The following is a 15,518-nucleotide window of genomic DNA, read 5'->3' on the forward strand; positions in this document are numbered from 1 at the left end:
GGACACAACAGTAATCCGCATCGCCTAAAGTTGAAACAAAAAAACGGAGCACTAGGCTCCGCTTTTCAGAAAGTATATGACAAATCTAAACCCAAGGTTAGAGCTCAGGTTTAAACATTTTATACTTACATTTTTTCCATTGTTTCAATGCCTAACAAGTCTAAACCTTGCTTCATTGTTTTAGATACCAACAAGCTAAGTGCTAAACGGCTTTGTTTTGTTTCTTCTGGCACACCATCTTTTAAGATTGGGCACGCTTCGTAGAATGTCATGAACAAGCTAGCTAACTCATAAAGGTAAGTACATAACACATGAGGCGTTAAGTTTTGGCTAACCGCATTCATTACTTCAACAAACTGCAATAGCTTCATTGCTAACGCTTTTTCTTGAGCTTCTGCAATAACAACATTTGCAGCGAAGTCTTCAGTATTAATCCCCGCTTTACGGAAAATACTTTGAATACGCGCAAACGCATATTGCAAATAAGGAGCCGTATCGCCTTCAAAGCTCAACATGGTATCCCAGTCAAAAATGTAATCCGTTGTACGGTTTTTGCTTAAGTCTGCATATTTAATGGCACCAATACCTACTTTACGAGCAATCTCATTTTGCTCATCTGCAGATAGATCACTATTTCGTTCTGCTAATAGTTTGCCTGCGCGCTCAACTGCTTCATCTAACAAGTCAGCTAGTTTTACCGTGCCACCAGTACGAGTTTTAAATGGTTTGCCGTCTTTACCTAGCATCATGCCAAATGGGCCATGCTCATAGGTCGTTTCTTCTCGTAACAATCCACCTTTGCGGCCAACTATTTCAGCTTGCTTAAAGTGGTAAGCTTGACGTGCGTCGGTAAAGATAATGATTCTGTCCGCATCTAATTCAAATGAGCGATACTTCATTGCCGCTAAATCAGTGGTTGAATACAAGAAACCACCGCCTGACTTTTCAACGATAAATACTGATGGCTCACCGTCTTTATTCGCTAACTCTTCAATGAATACAACTTGCGCACCTTGGTCTTCAACCACAATGCCCTGCTCTTTTAAGTCAGCAACCACACCTGGTAACATTGGGTTATAAGCACTTTCACCCATAATGTCATCGTTAGTTAGCTTAACGTTCAGTTTCTCGTATACTTCTTCTGAGTGTTGAATAGACACTTCGATAAACTGCTGCCACAGAGCTTTACACTCAGCGTCACCGCCTTGAAGCTTAACAACATACTCACGAGCTCGGTCAGCAAACCCTTCTTCGTCATCAAAACGAATTTTTGCTTCGCGGTAAAAGTCTTCTAAGTCTGACAGTGCGGTTGTTGCAACTTCAGATGCTTGCAGCTTGTCTTGTAAATGCGCGATCAACATTCCGAACTGTGTTCCCCAATCACCCATGTGGTTTTGACGAATCACATCGTGACCTAAGAATTCAATAACGCGTGCAACGGCATCACCTATAATCGTTGAACGAAGGTGACCAACGTGCATTTCTTTGGCTAGGTTTGGTGAAGACAAATCAACAACAACTTTTTTAGCCAACTCTTTTTCGATGGCTAAACGAGGATCTGCCAGTGCAGTTTCAACCTGTGCGGCTAACCACTCTGGACGAAGCTTTACATTGATAAAACCAGGGCCAGCAATTTCTAAGCTATCAGCCATATCATCTAGGTTTACTTGCTCAACAATAGTCTCTGCAATATCACGTGGCTTTTGTTTTAAAATTTTCGCCAGTGCCATAGCACCGTTAAACTGATATTCACCAAATTCAGGTCGAGTACTGCGAGCCAATGGTGCTGGTGCGCCTTCTGCGCCTTCAATGTTGCTTAATGCTTGTTTAAATCTGTCTTGAACTAATTGAAATACATTCATTTTCTTTAGTGCCTAATTAGTGTTCACGAGTTTCTAAGAAACGGACATCTGGGTAACGTTCCATAGATAAGTTTAAGTTCACTCTTGTAGGAGCAATGTACGCCAAGCTGTCACCACCATCTAACGCTAAGTTAGTGGCACATTTGCGGCGGAACTCATCTAGTTTTTTCTCATCGTCGCACTCTACCCAACGAGCAGTTGCCACGTTTACATTTTCATAAATTGCTTCAACGTTGTATTCCGATTTTAATCGTTGAACAACAACATCAAACTGAAGTACACCAACCGCGCCTACGATCAAATCGTTGTTTTCAAGTGGACGGAATACCTGTACAGCACCTTCTTCTGATAACTGAATAAGGCCTTTTAATAGCTGCTTTTGCTTCAGTGGATCTTTAAGACGGATACGACGGAATAATTCTGGTGCGAAGTTTGGAATACCACTAAATTTAAAGTCTTCACCATGTGTAAAGGTGTCACCAATCTTAATAGTGCCGTGGTTATGCAAACCAATGATGTCGCCCGGCCATGCTTCTTCAACTTGGGCACGGTCACCAGCAACAAAAGTTAACGCATCTGAAATTCGAACGTCTTTTCCTAAACGAACGTGTTTCATTTTCATGCCTTTTTCATATTTACCAGAAACGATACGCATGAAGGCAACACGGTCACGGTGTTTAGGGTCCATGTTTGCTTGTATTTTGAATACAAAACCACTGAAGTTTGACTCTTCTGCTGATACAGAACGTTCGTTCGTTTCGCGAGGCATTGGCGTTGGCGCCCATTCAGTCAAACCATCTAACATGTGGTCGACACCAAAGTTACCTAAAGCGGTACCAAAAAATACTGGTGTTAATTCGCCTGCTAAAAACAACTCTCTATCAAATTCATGTGACGCACCAACAACTAGCTCTAGTTCTTCACGTAATTGTTCTGCAAGGTCTTCACCTACTGCGGCATCTATCTCAGGGTTATCAACACCTTTAATCGTACGAACTTCTTGGATTGTGTGGCCTTGGCCTGTGGCATATAAAATAACTTCGTCACGAAGAATATGATAAACACCTTTGAACAATTTACCGCAACCGATTGGCCAAGTGATTGGTGAACATGCAATCTTTAATTCTGATTCCACTTCATCCATTACTTCCATTGGATCACGAATGTCACGGTCCAATTTGTTCATGAACGTTATGATTGGTGTATCACGAAGGCGAGTAACCTCCATTAACTTACGAGTTCTATCTTCTACACCCTTCGCGGTATCAATAACCATTAAGCAGGAATCAACAGCAGTTAATGTACGGTAAGTATCTTCAGAGAAGTCTTCGTGTCCTGGAGTATCGAGTAAATTGACCAAACATTCGTTATATGGGAATTGCATAACAGACGTAGTAATTGAAATACCACGATCTTTTTCCATCTCCATCCAGTCAGATTTTGCATGCTGGTTTGAACCACGACCTTTAACAGTACCTGCTGTTTGAAGGTGTTGTCCGAACAACAATACCTTTTCGGTGATAGTTGTTTTACCGGCATCCGGGTGCGAGATGATCGCGAATGTGCGTCGAATGTCGACTTGCTGTTGTTGCGCAGACATGCAAATTACCTGTATTAAATATGGATTGAAAAAGAGAATAAAATTTTAGCCGCGTATTATAGCCGAATTAGGATTAAAAGTAAGGCGCTGATTCACCTTAAACTGCGTTTTTTCTGACACTATTTTAACCTTAGCTAAAAGCCGTGTATCATGCCTGTTTTCGGCCATCACACGAGTGAACAACAACTTGAAAGCGTCTTTTGTTTTAACCATTTTTCTCAGTTCATTTTTACTTTTCTCAATTCAACCTATTTACGCAAAACTGATATTGCCGAACTTAGGTGGTGGCAGTGCCGTTTGGACCGCGTGTTTATTGTTTTTTCAAACAATGTTACTGGCTGGTTACCTTTACTCATTTATTTTAAGTAAGCTGAAAAACACAAGCTTTCAAGCCAAGTTTCATGCGGTGATAGTTTTGATTGCCGCCACCTTAATGCCCGTTTCCAATGATTGGTCTAACGCCATATTTGTTGACGTGCAATCGCCATTTTGGGACATATTTAAACTGTTATTTTACACTATTGGCGTGCCGTATTTTGTATTATCAACAACGGCCCCTTTGATTCAGCATTGGTTAGGGCAAACTTCATTGAAATCTAAAGCTTATCGCTTATATTCAGTTTCTAACATTGCCGCGCTGCTCGCCTTATTTAGTTACCCATTCATTATTGAGCACCAGCTGACACTCAACAATCAAACCTTTTACTGGTCTGGTGTTTACTTGCTTTTTTCCGCGACCATTGGCTTAAGTATCTATACCGCGTTAAAGCTGGCACCGGAGAGTTTACCGGAACTGACAGATGCAGATTCCATTGAGGCGATGCCAAGCTTTTTGAAAATGCTTAGCTGGTTTTTGCTGTCCGCGGCTGGCGTTGTATTGCTGATTGCTACCACCAGCAAAATGACACAAAACATTCCACCTATTCCTTTTTTATGGATCACACCATTAGCGGTTTATCTCGTGACGTTTATTTTGACCTTCCATAATGAAAGACTTTACGCCCGCTGGTATTGGCTGGCGGCGTTTATCGTTAGCTCCGTTATTGCATTGCTGCTGTTTTATATAGGCACACATTTCAGTGCTATTTCACAAATATCGCTTTATTTATTAACCATGTTTATTGCCACCATGGTTTGTCACGGCGAATTGGTGAAAACAAAACCAGATACTCAGCACCTTACTCTGTTTTATTTATTACTAGCCGCAGGCGGCGCAGCAGGAAGTTTGTTTGCTTCTTTTTTTGCTACTCAATTTTTCACGCAAAACTATGAATACATTATTGGCTTTATGGCGATTTACGCTTTGTTGCCCCTGTCTATTTTTAGCCATAATAAAACACTTAAAAGACCAGATACTAATATTGATATAGCCTCGTTCAACGCTAAACCAGACAATAAGCTGGCATTCACTAGTCTTGCTGGGTTTGTAGCTTTTGGTTTCTTTTTCAACTTTTTAAACTCTCAATTTAATCAGTTTAATGTTTATGAAAGTCGCAACTTTTACGGCTCACTCGCAGTTAAAGATTTACTGAATATTTCACCACCAGAACGCCGACTGGTTGATGGTTATACCGCACATGGCGCTCAACGCCTGCCTTCCATAAATCACTCGTCCAATTCTGCTGCAAAAGTTGATCTAGAACCTCTTAGTTACTACCGTCCGGCATCGGGTATTGGTCTCACTTTGCAAATGCCTACACAGCAAGCGTCACGAAAAGTAGGACTTATTGGTTTAGGCGTAGGTGCATTAGCCTATTACGGTCAGTCCAATGATAACTATATATTTTATGAGTTAAATCCCGACGTGGCTTTTGTGGCCAATACCTATTTTGATTATCTAAAGCGTTCGCGCGCTCAGGTAAATATTAAATTAGGTGATGCTAGAGTCATGTTGGAACAAGAGATGAATAATGAGGGTAGCCAGCAGTTTGATCTGTTGGTGGTTGATGCCTTTTCGAGTGATGCCATTCCGGTTCACTTGCTTACTGAGGAAGCAATAAACCTTTACCAACATCATCTTAAACAAAATGGCTTAATGGCATTCCATATTTCAAATAGCTATTTAAACTTAAAACCTGTGATGCGAAGCATTGCTAAGCAATTAAAAATGACGGCGGTTTATTTTAAAGCCGAGTCTGAAGATGCAAATATTCACACAACTGAGTGGGTAGTATTTACTAATAATAAGAAGTACTTGGCTCAACCAACGGTAAAATCATTTGGCTCAAGTATTTTAATGACTGGCGGAGCAACCGTTAATTGGACCGACGATTACTCAAGCTTGTTGTCGGTACTAAAGCTTAACTAGAGTTTGTGCTGCTTGCTACAGTGCTTTTTTCATAGACAGTGCGTGTTCTTTTTCAACGCTATTAGGCACTGAGTAGTAATTTTTTCTGACGCTCTGTGTTACAAAGCCAAATGACTCATAAAGAGCAACCGCAGCTTGGTTGCTCTCTCTCACTTCCAACCAAATTTCTTCTGCCTGTATGCTTTCACTATACGTAAACAAATCATTCATTAACGCTTTGCTTAAGCCTTTACCTTGGTGATCTTTGGCAATACATATGTTTTCCAAAGACACTTCGCCAGCAACATGGTCTGAAAAATAATATCCGATAAGTTGATATTGTTTTTTCTCTATTTGAAACAAGCCCATATTATGACTACGCGAGCCAAAACTAGAGGAAACAATACGCTCACTCCAAGGTGCTAAGTGCGCAGTGTTTTCAATTTCCATAATTTCGGAGATATGAGAATGGTTTAATGGTTCTATTCTTGTTTTCATTAGCTGGCTTTTATTAGCTGAGATTCATCGGTTAGTGTTTGTTTTTAGTTTTTTATTACTGGCTAACCAAAGGTGCCAACGTTGACCAAACCTGCTGTTTTTGAGCGCTTGATAAATCACTTATCGGTGCTGTTATTAATTGTGTTTTAGTAGCAATAACACGGGTAGATTTACCTTCAATCAACCACGAAAAGCTTTCAGTAAGCTGAACCTTTTGGCCCACCACTTTCATTTGAGGAAAGAGAACCAACAAGTCTTTTTCAAATGATGGCTCTAGCACCATATCTTTAGTCAACGATTCTTTTGATGATGCATCGAGAGAGCCAGCTTGCAGAAATTTAATGCCAAGCTTTTTCATGCATTCTATTTGATGAGGTGTGTACACAGTGGAACCAAAATTATGAAATAAAAATTAATGATATCTAAATTTGAGGAGTTGAGCCATTAGAGATTTAATTAACTAAATTAACTGTCCATGTTAGCAAAGCACTTAAAGGAAGCGTTTGAGCTCGTGAATTTCAGGCACAAAAAAACCGCAACTAAGCGGTTTAATTTCTTTGACTTGACAGGGGCGGAGGGACTCGAACCCCCAGCCATCGCGTCTTTTATGAAGAGTGGAGACCGCTGTTCTAAAATCATGCAGCTAACTGGCTAATTCGATGCTACATAAACACCCTAAACTTCAAGCACAAAAAAACCGCAATTAAGCGGTTTAATTTCTTTGACTTGGCAGGGGCGGAGGGACTCGAACCCCCAGCCATCGGTTTTGGAGACCGCTGTTCTACCAATTGGAACTACGCCCCTGCATCAAAGTCCGGCAATTATACTGTGCGAATGCCTGAGGTAAAGGGTAAATTTCATTTATTTTACGGTTTATCGCTCGTTCGGACATTTAATGTACAAACCAACTGTTAAAACTAAAACCAATTTTAGTAGCTCTGCGTTATAATTGCCTTGTCTTTGAATTATTTGAATAAGTTTTTATGTCTGAACACGCTAAATTTACCTGCCCTATCTGCTCTTCTTCATTAGAGAAAGAAGGACAAACATTAAGATGTTCAAATAATCATGCATTTGATTATGCCAAAGAAGGTTACGTTAATTTATTGCCAGTGCAGCTAAAGAAGTCGCTTCAACCAGGTGACGACTTAAACATGGTGGTAGCACGAAGAGAGTTTCTGCAGTTAGGTCACTATGAGTTTATGCGCAGCAAGTTAATAGAACTTATTGCTGAGTTATCACCTAACACCATTGTTGATTTAGGGTGTGGTGAAGGTTATTACACAAATGAAGTTAAAAACCAGATGGCCGATAAAGCCGTTTACGGTTTTGATATCTCCAAGTCTGCCGTGAAATATGCCGCCAAGAGAAACAAGCAAGTTCATTACGCCGTAGCAACAAATGCTCACGTGCCATTAGCTACAGACAGTGTAGACTTAGTAATGAACGTTTTCGCACCTCTTATTGGCAAAGAATGTCAGCGCATTTTAGTGGAGCAAGGGAAAATATTATCCGTTTCACCTGGCCCGCATCATCTATTTGAAATTAAGCAGGTTATTTATCCTACTGCTGATTTACACGAAGCACCTAAAGCACCAGATATGTTTGAGTTAGAAAAACATGATTCGGTTAGCATGGAAATTCAAATTACTGAAGAAGCGGACCTCAGTAATTTATTGACGATGACGCCTTTGGGGTGGAAAACGTCAGAAGAAAATTTAACAACACTAAAAGCAAAAATCCCTTTTGTCGTTACACTGGATTTTGTTATCTCTACATTTAATCAATTACCGGTAACAAACTGATCGACCAAGGTTATTACTACGTAAAACCGTCAGATTATTAATAAGGAAACGCAATATGTTACAAAGACTATTAAGTACTATCGCACTAACTTCGGCATTGTTATTTAGTGTCACAACGTTTGCATCGCTAAAAGTTGGAGATCAGGCCCCTGATTTCACAATGAAAGGAAGCGACGGAAAAACCTATTCACTATCTGATTACAAAGGAAAACAAAACGTTGTTTTAGCTTGGTTTCCAAAAGCATTTACATCGGGCTGTACCATTGAATGTAAATCGTTAGCGGAAAACGGACATTTGCTTAAAGAGTTTAATGCTCAATATTTTATGGCAAGTACAGATGACGCGTCAGATAATGAGCGATTTGCGCAGGAAACTAAAGCCGACTTTCCTTTATTGAGCGACCCTGAAGGCGAGGTGGCAGATGCTTACGATGTTAGCTTTATGGGATATGCAAAGCGTCATACGTTTTACATCGACAAAACAGGTAAAATTGTCATGATTGATAAAAACGTGCGCCCAGCTAAATCAGCTGAAGACATGGCAAAGTATATGAAAATGTTAAGTTTTGAGGTAGTAAGTGACTAATCACTTATGCCCGTTGTGCGACCATACAAAGGTCGCACACTACTTTACTGACAAAAAACGTGATTACCTACAGTGCCAACAATGCTCGTTGGTTTTTGTTCCTGCCGAATTTCACCTATCAACATCTAATGAAAAGTCAGAGTATGACAAACATGAAAACCAGCTTGAAGATTTAGGATACCTAACTTTTCTTAGTCGGTTAGCCAAGCCACTGTTAACACAATTGGTTGACGCTGATTTTGCTGGCGAGTTTGCTAGCCAACTTTCTAAGCCGGAATCTTATAGTTCTCACTCCAACTCTATTAACTCTGCCAACACCAGTAATTCTAATAATTCTGCTAACTGTATAAGCTTAGCCACATCAGATGGAAAGTTTGAAAATGACAAACGTTTAAATGAAAAGCCCTTAGGTAAAAAGAAAGGCGACCTCACTGGTCTCGATTTTGGTTGTGGACCTGGACCTGCGTTGGCATTTGAGCTTAGAAGACTTGGTTTAAACATCAGCGAATACGATATTTATTACGCCGACGATAAGTCACTACTCAACAAGCAATATGACTTTATAACCTGTACAGAAGTAATAGAGCATTTTAATACCCCAAGTAAAGAGTTGAGCCAACTTATTGAAATGATAAAGCCTGACGGGTTACTAGCCATAATGACAAAACTCGTCATCGATAAACAACGTTTTGCGAATTGGCACTATAAAAACGATCCTACTCATATCAGCTTTTTCAGCCAACAAACCTTTGAATTTATTGCGAAGAAATTTGGATTAACTTTAGAGTTTGTAGATAAGGATGTTATCTTTTTGAAGAAGCCCAAATCGTAGACTTGGGCTTTTGACTCTAGCGAGGGTGAAGCTTTCGTTTTTGCTGTTCTAATTCATCTTCTAGCTCAAACGGTTCAAGGATAATGCCGTCTTCATCAGGGACTGGAAATGCCACTATTAACAATTCATCATCTTCAAGGCCATGACTCCACTTCTTCTGCCAATCTTTTAATGAAATAGCTTTAGGTTCAAAACCGTTCCAATCACCCGTTGCCCATTCGTGAGCAAATTCAAAATGAGGCCAAACTGGAATGCAGTCTTCATCATCCGTTGTGAGCATCACAGCGCCGTGTTCGTCGGTTAAAATCCAAACCTGCTGCTGTTCCAGTATTTGCATTAATAAGTATTTTAAACGCTTATCTTGGCTCCAGCTTTTAATTTCAACAAATCGATTTGGATCTAGTTTAGTTTCTGTCATACATCACCTTTTTAAAGTCTATTAGCCATTATAGGCGATTTTGCTCACTGACTTCATTAAAACTTGGTTGCGACTGCTCTAAGGTGAACACTCTATTTATAAGTAAAAAATGTATGGCAAGTAATAAATGGAAAATAGCCATACTTAAATCATCACTAATGTGCAATGTCGTCGACGCTGGAACCAATAAAAGCGTTACAATAGATAAGAAAACTAACCCTTTTTCTTTAGCGACTAAAGCAAACAAAACAAACCCGAGAATGATACTTGCATCTGTAATTAGCTTATTAGTTTCGATGGAAAAACTTACAGTTAGAATATTAAACGTTAGCAAAAATACCATTACAAACTTCGCAATTTTAACAATCCCCTGCTCCGAAAAGTGACCATTTAAGAACTCTAATTTAGTACTAACAGGCGCATCTTTGTTACCTGTTAGTTCTTCTTTTTCAGTAGTTGAAGATGATATATCAGAGTTGCAAATGGCGTTATTACTTTTACAAGATAGGATCACCATAGGAAGACTAAATACGTAAATCACCATAGCAACCTTTGTACTTAATAAAGACAAATAGTCATGGATGGGTATTATTTGATCTACACCAGCAAAACGCACAGCACCAAAAGAAGCAGTGATAACAATGAACAACAAACCAAGGGTTAAGTAGAGTCTATACGGTGACTCAAAAGAGTTTGTTTTGTTTAAATTGATTACAAACGCCAGCAGCGAAAAAATTAAGATTAGTTCACCAAGTGTATCCAAGTAGGCCATTTATGTTACTCCTTCATCTATAAAAACGGCTCCATCATGGAGCCGATAATAACCGTATTTATTTTAGAAACAAACCTTAAAATTCCATACCAAACTCAAAACCATACATTCTAGGAAGTCCTGGCGTTGCGATAGGAGAACCAAGCGCCATAGCTTGCCCGCCTGTTTGAATTAAGTATTTTTCGTCCGTTAGGTTATTAATAAAAAAGGCAGCATAAATTGGGTGGTTGTCACTTTGCCAACTAATACGCGTATTTACTAAGCTGTATCCAGAAATTCTATTATCTGCATTTAAGCCCGTCACTGTACCTGGCTCAAAAGGTAACACTGGCAATGCAGGTCCTTCTACGCCTTGGGTTCTCTCACCTGTGTCAGCGTAACTAACATGGAGGTTAAATTGACCATCTAGACCTTCAAAGAAATAGTCTACACGAATATTACTTTGATCTTCTGGCATGCCTGAAATCGGCTCACCAACTCTACCATCGTTAACATCTTCGCCCTCAAAGAAATCCCACTTAGTGTATTCAGCAATCGTTTTTCCGTAGTTTGCCGTAACAATTAAATCTGGTGTTACTTGGATAACCGCTTCAATATCAAACCCTTCACCTTCTGCATCTACATTTCGAAGGTTATAAGTAGGTATTGGCGCACCAAATAGCTCAAGTTGTTGAAGATTTTTATATTTGTATTCAAAGGCCGACACATTGAGTCTAATGCGGTTATCTAACCAAGAAGACTTAACCCCTATTTCCGTGTTTTTAACGGTTTCTTCTTTTACTGGTGGCGCTTTGCCTACACCATTGAAGCCGCCTGATTTAAAGCCTTCTGCGTAGGAAGCAAATGTCATGAAGGTATCAGTCCATTTGTAATCTACTACAACACGTGGTGTCCACTTATCCCAACTCTCTTCTTGTCGAGCATCTTCAGGTTGGAAAGCTACCGCTAGCGGCACATCACCAACAATTTGAGCATCGGCACCTTCAAATGGCACGTAGTAAGTGTTTTGTGGCACAGAGGATAGCTTGAAGTTCTTATCATCGTAGGTATAACGTAAACCAAATGTTAAATCTAACTTGTCAGTCGCGGCATAGGTGCCGTCAAAGTATGCTGCAAAACTTGAAGTCGTTGCATGATGATAAAAGCGCTCTTCATGCTGACCAAAAACCTTAGTTAAATTGGCATTGATCAAGTCTTGTCCAACGGTTGCCTGAGCTGTTTCAAAGTCCTGACCCGCCATTATGCGACGTTGAATTTCTAAACCAATAGCTTGTTGCGCTTCAATTGGTCCTAACGTCATATAAGAACCAGCAACCCCTTGTCCAAATGGAAAGTCAGGCAAAATACGAGGGTCCAAGCCAAGCTGCACAATCGCTAATGCATCAAAGCTTAGCGTATTAAAGTTAGCAACAACATCTTGTTCAATATCTTCATAGAAGAAGGTTGTGCCTGCAGTCCACTTAAAGTCACCTTCAGAGTCTACAACTCTAAACTCCTGGCTGAACTGGCTTTGATCTTCATCTAGCAAACTTTCAAAATAAGCTCTCTGCATTGCAGAACCATCATCTTCCATTGCATTATAACGCTCAAACTGGCGATAGCCGGTAATGGAGGTGTACGTTAGGCCATCTGCAAAGTAATTCACTTCCGCAGAGATACCACCTGCCTGGCGTGTTTCTTTACCTTCAAAGTCAAATTCGATAGGTGCAAAAGGGTCGCCACTGCCGTAAGAAGTGTTTAACGTAACTGCAGGTCTACCTTGTTGATTAGTATCGTTTATATCACCCCTGAAAATCACTTCCAAGTCATCAGCTGCTTGCCATAATAAAGCACCACGAGCTGACCAATCTCTTTGGTTTCCGTACTTTTCTTCACTGTCTTTTATATTTAAATAACCACCGCGATGGTTTGAGTTAAAACTGCCCCTAAAAGACAACTCTTCATTAATTTGTGTATTCGCCCACAGTTCTATTTTACGTTTGTTATATTCTCCAACCGTAAACTTAATTCCGCCTTCGTTATCATCTGTTGGATTTTTAGTAATAATGTGAATAGCGCCTGCGGCGGAGTTTCTGCCAAATAAAGTACCTTGTGGCCCTTTAAGAACCTCAACCCTTTCAACATCATTAAAGTTAAGATTTGAAGTACCTCTACGACCAACATAAACACCGTCAATATACACAGCAACAGCAGCATCTAGGCCAATTCCCATGTCGTTTGTTGTTATGCCTCGAATATTAAAAGTGGTTTGAGTTGCCGTGGCATTATTGGTCTCTAATCCAGGGGTAATAAGACCAAGGTCATTCGCACTTTGAATGCCCATTTTCTCTATATCAGCTTCACCAAAGGCAGTTATTGTGATGGGAACATCTTGAATACTTTCCACTCGTTTTTGGGCACTAACTTCGATTACTTCTAAACCGACTTTTTTTTCTGGAACTTCATCCATGGCGTATGCGCCTGAAGATAGCAATGAAAAGACAACCGCGAGTGACAATTTGCTTTTCTTAAAGCTAACTACTGAAGAATTATTTAACATGTTAATTTCCTGGAATTATTTTTTTTATATTTATGTTATTACTTTTTGACCTGTAACTTCCTGCCAGCCAAATCAAACTACTAAGACCATAAAGCATCGAAATTTCTAACGGCCATTCAAATTGGTACGGTGACAAAACAATAAAGCTTCCCCAAAGAGCAATTTTTAACGTTTCTAGCTGATGAGACCACTTTGTGTTTTGTTGTAATTTACCTAATGTAAACAAACCAAACCCTATAACTATCATGCTAACTATATTAAAGGAATTGTCCACCTTTGGAGCTTGATACAAAATAACTAACGACAAACAAAGTGTCACTATATGTTGGTACAAAATATAAGTTTTTGTTGTTATTGAATTAGCGACATCAAATTTAACTTGCTTATAAGGGTCAAATTTAGGGCCAGGATACTTTTCAGAAACGTCATCGGGACGCCAGCCAGTTTTTTTGTACCAAACTCTAAATTTATCCGACCACTTTTTTGTTCTAACTGAGTCTTGTAATAGTCCCAAGTAAACTTCAAAGTTTGCCCAAATTGGATTCCAACTCGCAAGAGGGACTGTAACACCATAAATAACAGGCTCTTCATCTAACTCTTTTTGGTATGTGCCTAAAAATCTATCCCACAAAATGAAAACACCGCCGTGGTTTTTATCGAGATAAACAGGGTTTTGGCCATGATGAACGCGATGATTACTTGGCGTAACAAAGACAAACTCGAACCAAGCAGGCATTTTATCTATATGTCTTGTATGAACCCAAAATTGGTATACAAGGTTCAGTGAGCCTACCGCAATAAATATAATCGGCTCAAAACCTAAAATAGCTAACGGTATATAAAATACAAAATTTACGATTCCACCGCTGGTTTGTCTCAACGCTGTTGTCAGGTTGTACTCTTCGCTTTGATGATGAACAACATGCGAAGCCCATAAACCATTTATTTCGTGCGAGCAGCGGTGATATAGGTAATAACAGAAGTCATATACAACAAAGCCGGCAATCCAAACCCAAACAGATTGGCTGTTTAACTCAAATAAAGAAATGTAAGGAAAGATCCAAGCGTATACAGAGAATTGAACTGCTTTTTTAGCAAGTCCAGTTAACTGGCTTAAAACACCTAGGTGGAGCGAGTTTATTGCATCATTTGTTGAATAGTAGTTAGTCTTTCGCCACCAATTGGCGAGTAACTCTAGGCCTACAAGCAACAAAAAGAATGGAATTGCAATGGCGACAAAGTTCATACCATCTCTCTTTTCTGAAGTAGCTAATTGCTATTTTTTATTATTATTTAATCAGACTATCACAAGTTTTTAATTTGTCTATTGGCCAACTGTAACAAAAAACCCAGCACAAAGCTGGGTTGATTTTAATGGCAAGCACTTGTTTATATTAGAGAAACAAACTGAGGCACTATGTTATTAAACAGAAAAAGGATATTTAATAGCTTCGTGGCACTCATAACCTTCAACGGTAAAGTCATCCAAAGTAACCCAGGTTTCAATATCTTCTAACGATTTAATTTTTGGATTGATATGCAGCTTAGGTGATTCAAACGGTTCACGCTTAAGCTGAACATCTCGCATCAACTCAAGTTGATCTTCATAAATATGTGCGTTAACAATTTTATGATACGCCTTGCCCGGTTTATTCCCAGTAATTTGCGCTACTAATGCTAATAAAACAAATACTTGAATTTGATTAAAGTTAAGGCCTAACGGCACGTCGCAAGAACGTTGATAACTAGTTAAGTGTAATGTATCGCCTAAAAGTGAAAACGTGTGGGTATGCATACATGGACGAAGGCAACCCATGTGAAATTCACCAGGATTATAAAAAGACAAAATCTCACCACGGTCATCAATACCGTTTGAAAGATCATCCACCAGCTTCTTCAACTGATCTACAAAACCACCATCCGGTTTTGCCCATGCACGGCCTTGAACACCGTAAACACGACCCATGTCATCTTCACCTTTACGGTGAGGGTTGTTTAGCCAAGCTTCATTTTCGTTGGCATTTGCGTTCCAAGTATTACATCCAATAGCTCTAAAGTCTGCGGCGTTGTCATAACCTTTTAAGTAACCAAGTAGTTCAGCAATGGCTGCTTTCCAAAAACTTTTGCGCGTAGTGATAAGCGGAAATTTATTACCTGCCACATCATAATTTAACTCAGCATTAATCACCGTAAGACAGCGCTTACCTGTCCGCTTGTTTTCTACCCACTCGCCTTCTTCTACTATTCGGCGACACAAATCTAAATACTGTTTCATAATAATTCTCAAAAATTTTGCTAAAAGACCAGCTTAAAAGTCTT

The 15,518-nt window shown here is 39.6% G+C and carries 13 protein-coding genes and 1 tRNA gene; 4 read left to right on the forward strand and 10 right to left on the reverse strand.

The genetic code is table 11. The annotated features are described in order from the left end of the window. Positions 1–125: 125 nt before the first annotated feature. Both argS and prfC read right to left on the reverse strand, forming a co-directional pair. Entirely contained in the window at positions 126–1,862 is a 1,737-nt protein-coding gene (gene argS, locus ABD009_RS09230; RefSeq protein WP_343824724.1) for an arginine--tRNA ligase, read from the reverse strand. Between the two features lie 16 nt (positions 1,863–1,878). Further along, positions 1,879–3,462 (reverse strand): peptide chain release factor 3, encoded by a 1,584-nt coding sequence (gene prfC, locus ABD009_RS09235; protein ID WP_343824727.1) that lies wholly within the window; start codon positions 3,460–3,462, stop codon positions 1,879–1,881. A 175-nt stretch (positions 3,463–3,637) separates the two neighbouring features. Here prfC and ABD009_RS09240 point away from each other — a divergent pair, with 175 nt between their 5' ends. Continuing rightward, the gene (locus ABD009_RS09240; protein ID WP_343824729.1) at positions 3,638–5,770 is read left to right on the forward strand and encodes a fused MFS/spermidine synthase; all 2,133 of its coding nucleotides are present in this window, start codon (positions 3,638–3,640) and stop codon (positions 5,768–5,770) included. A gap of 15 nt (positions 5,771–5,785) precedes the next feature. Here the strand turns inward: ABD009_RS09240 and rimI are convergent, their stop codons facing one another. From rimI to ABD009_RS09255, 3 genes are all read right to left on the reverse strand, one after another. Continuing rightward, positions 5,786–6,247 carry a ribosomal protein S18-alanine N-acetyltransferase gene (gene rimI / locus ABD009_RS09245; RefSeq protein WP_343824731.1) on the reverse strand — a complete coding sequence of 154 codons (462 nt, stop codon included), beginning with the start codon at positions 6,245–6,247 and terminating at the stop codon, positions 5,786–5,788. Positions 6,248–6,302: 55 nt separating this feature from the next. After that, positions 6,303–6,632, reverse strand: a complete 330-nt coding sequence (locus tag ABD009_RS09250) for a hypothetical protein (protein ID WP_343824733.1) — start codon at positions 6,630–6,632, stop codon at positions 6,303–6,305. A gap of 342 nt (positions 6,633–6,974) precedes the next feature. Then, positions 6,975–7,051 (reverse strand) — tRNA-Trp (locus ABD009_RS09255). 179 nt (positions 7,052–7,230) lie between these two features. Between ABD009_RS09255 and ABD009_RS09260 the strand changes: the two genes are divergently transcribed. From ABD009_RS09260 to ABD009_RS09270, 3 genes are read left to right on the forward strand one after another with little or no spacing between them, the layout of a single operon-like run. Then, on the forward strand, positions 7,231–8,052 hold the full coding sequence (locus ABD009_RS09260; protein WP_343824736.1) for a putative RNA methyltransferase: 822 nt from the start codon (positions 7,231–7,233) through the stop codon (positions 8,050–8,052). A 55-nt stretch (positions 8,053–8,107) separates the two neighbouring features. Then, positions 8,108–8,638, forward strand: coding sequence for a peroxiredoxin (locus ABD009_RS09265; protein ID WP_155694494.1), 531 nt, complete (start codon positions 8,108–8,110; stop codon positions 8,636–8,638). Beyond that, positions 8,631–9,470 carry a class I SAM-dependent methyltransferase gene (locus ABD009_RS09270; protein ID WP_343824741.1) on the forward strand — a complete coding sequence of 280 codons (840 nt, stop codon included), beginning with the start codon at positions 8,631–8,633 and terminating at the stop codon, positions 9,468–9,470. Before ABD009_RS09265 ends, ABD009_RS09270 begins: the two co-directional genes overlap by 8 nt. A gap of 16 nt (positions 9,471–9,486) precedes the next feature. Here the strand turns inward: ABD009_RS09270 and ABD009_RS09275 are convergent, their stop codons facing one another. The 5 genes from ABD009_RS09275 to ABD009_RS09295 all read right to left on the reverse strand — a co-directional run bounded on the left by ABD009_RS09275 (position 9,487) and on the right by ABD009_RS09295 (position 15,474). Beyond that, on the reverse strand, positions 9,487–9,888 hold the full coding sequence (locus ABD009_RS09275; RefSeq protein WP_155694496.1) for a DUF2750 domain-containing protein: 402 nt from the start codon (positions 9,886–9,888) through the stop codon (positions 9,487–9,489). A gap of 28 nt (positions 9,889–9,916) precedes the next feature. Further along, positions 9,917–10,660: a hypothetical protein gene (locus ABD009_RS09280; protein ID WP_343824745.1), complete on the reverse strand. Its 744-nt coding sequence runs from the start codon at positions 10,658–10,660 to the stop codon at positions 9,917–9,919. Positions 10,661–10,736: 76 nt separating this feature from the next. Continuing rightward, positions 10,737–13,199 (reverse strand): TonB-dependent receptor, encoded by a 2,463-nt coding sequence (locus ABD009_RS09285; protein ID WP_343824748.1) that lies wholly within the window; start codon positions 13,197–13,199, stop codon positions 10,737–10,739. 1 nt (position 13,200) lies between these two features. Beyond that, positions 13,201–14,445, reverse strand: a complete 1,245-nt coding sequence (locus ABD009_RS09290) for a sterol desaturase family protein (RefSeq protein WP_343824751.1) — start codon at positions 14,443–14,445, stop codon at positions 13,201–13,203. A gap of 177 nt (positions 14,446–14,622) precedes the next feature. Beyond that, entirely contained in the window at positions 14,623–15,474 is an 852-nt protein-coding gene (locus ABD009_RS09295) for a thymidylate synthase (protein ID WP_155694506.1), read from the reverse strand. Between the last annotated feature and the right edge of the window lie 44 nt (positions 15,475–15,518).

The sequence above is a fragment of the Psychrosphaera haliotis genome, from assembly GCF_039523615.1.
Lineage (GTDB): Bacteria > Pseudomonadota > Gammaproteobacteria > Enterobacterales > Alteromonadaceae > Psychrosphaera > Psychrosphaera haliotis.

Coding starts and splice junctions, on each gene's coding strand:
- argS (WP_343824724.1), bottom strand. CDS start 1,862: ATGAATGTATTTCAATTAGTTCAAGACAGATTTAAACAAGCATTAAGC.
- prfC (WP_343824727.1), bottom strand. CDS start 3,462: ATGTCTGCGCAACAACAGCAAGTCGACATTCGACGCACATTCGCGATC.
- rimI (WP_343824731.1), bottom strand. CDS start 6,247: ATGAAAACAAGAATAGAACCATTAAACCATTCTCATATCTCCGAAATT.
- ABD009_RS09260 (WP_343824736.1), top strand. CDS start 7,231: ATGTCTGAACACGCTAAATTTACCTGCCCTATCTGCTCTTCTTCATTA.
- ABD009_RS09265 (WP_155694494.1), top strand. CDS start 8,108: ATGTTACAAAGACTATTAAGTACTATCGCACTAACTTCGGCATTGTTA.
- ABD009_RS09275 (WP_155694496.1), bottom strand. CDS start 9,888: ATGACAGAAACTAAACTAGATCCAAATCGATTTGTTGAAATTAAAAGC.
- ABD009_RS09280 (WP_343824745.1), bottom strand. CDS start 10,660: ATGGCCTACTTGGATACACTTGGTGAACTAATCTTAATTTTTTCGCTG.
- ABD009_RS09285 (WP_343824748.1), bottom strand. CDS start 13,199: ATGTTAAATAATTCTTCAGTAGTTAGCTTTAAGAAAAGCAAATTGTCA.
- ABD009_RS09290 (WP_343824751.1), bottom strand. CDS start 14,445: ATGAACTTTGTCGCCATTGCAATTCCATTCTTTTTGTTGCTTGTAGGC.
- ABD009_RS09295 (WP_155694506.1), bottom strand. CDS start 15,474: ATGAAACAGTATTTAGATTTGTGTCGCCGAATAGTAGAAGAAGGCGAG.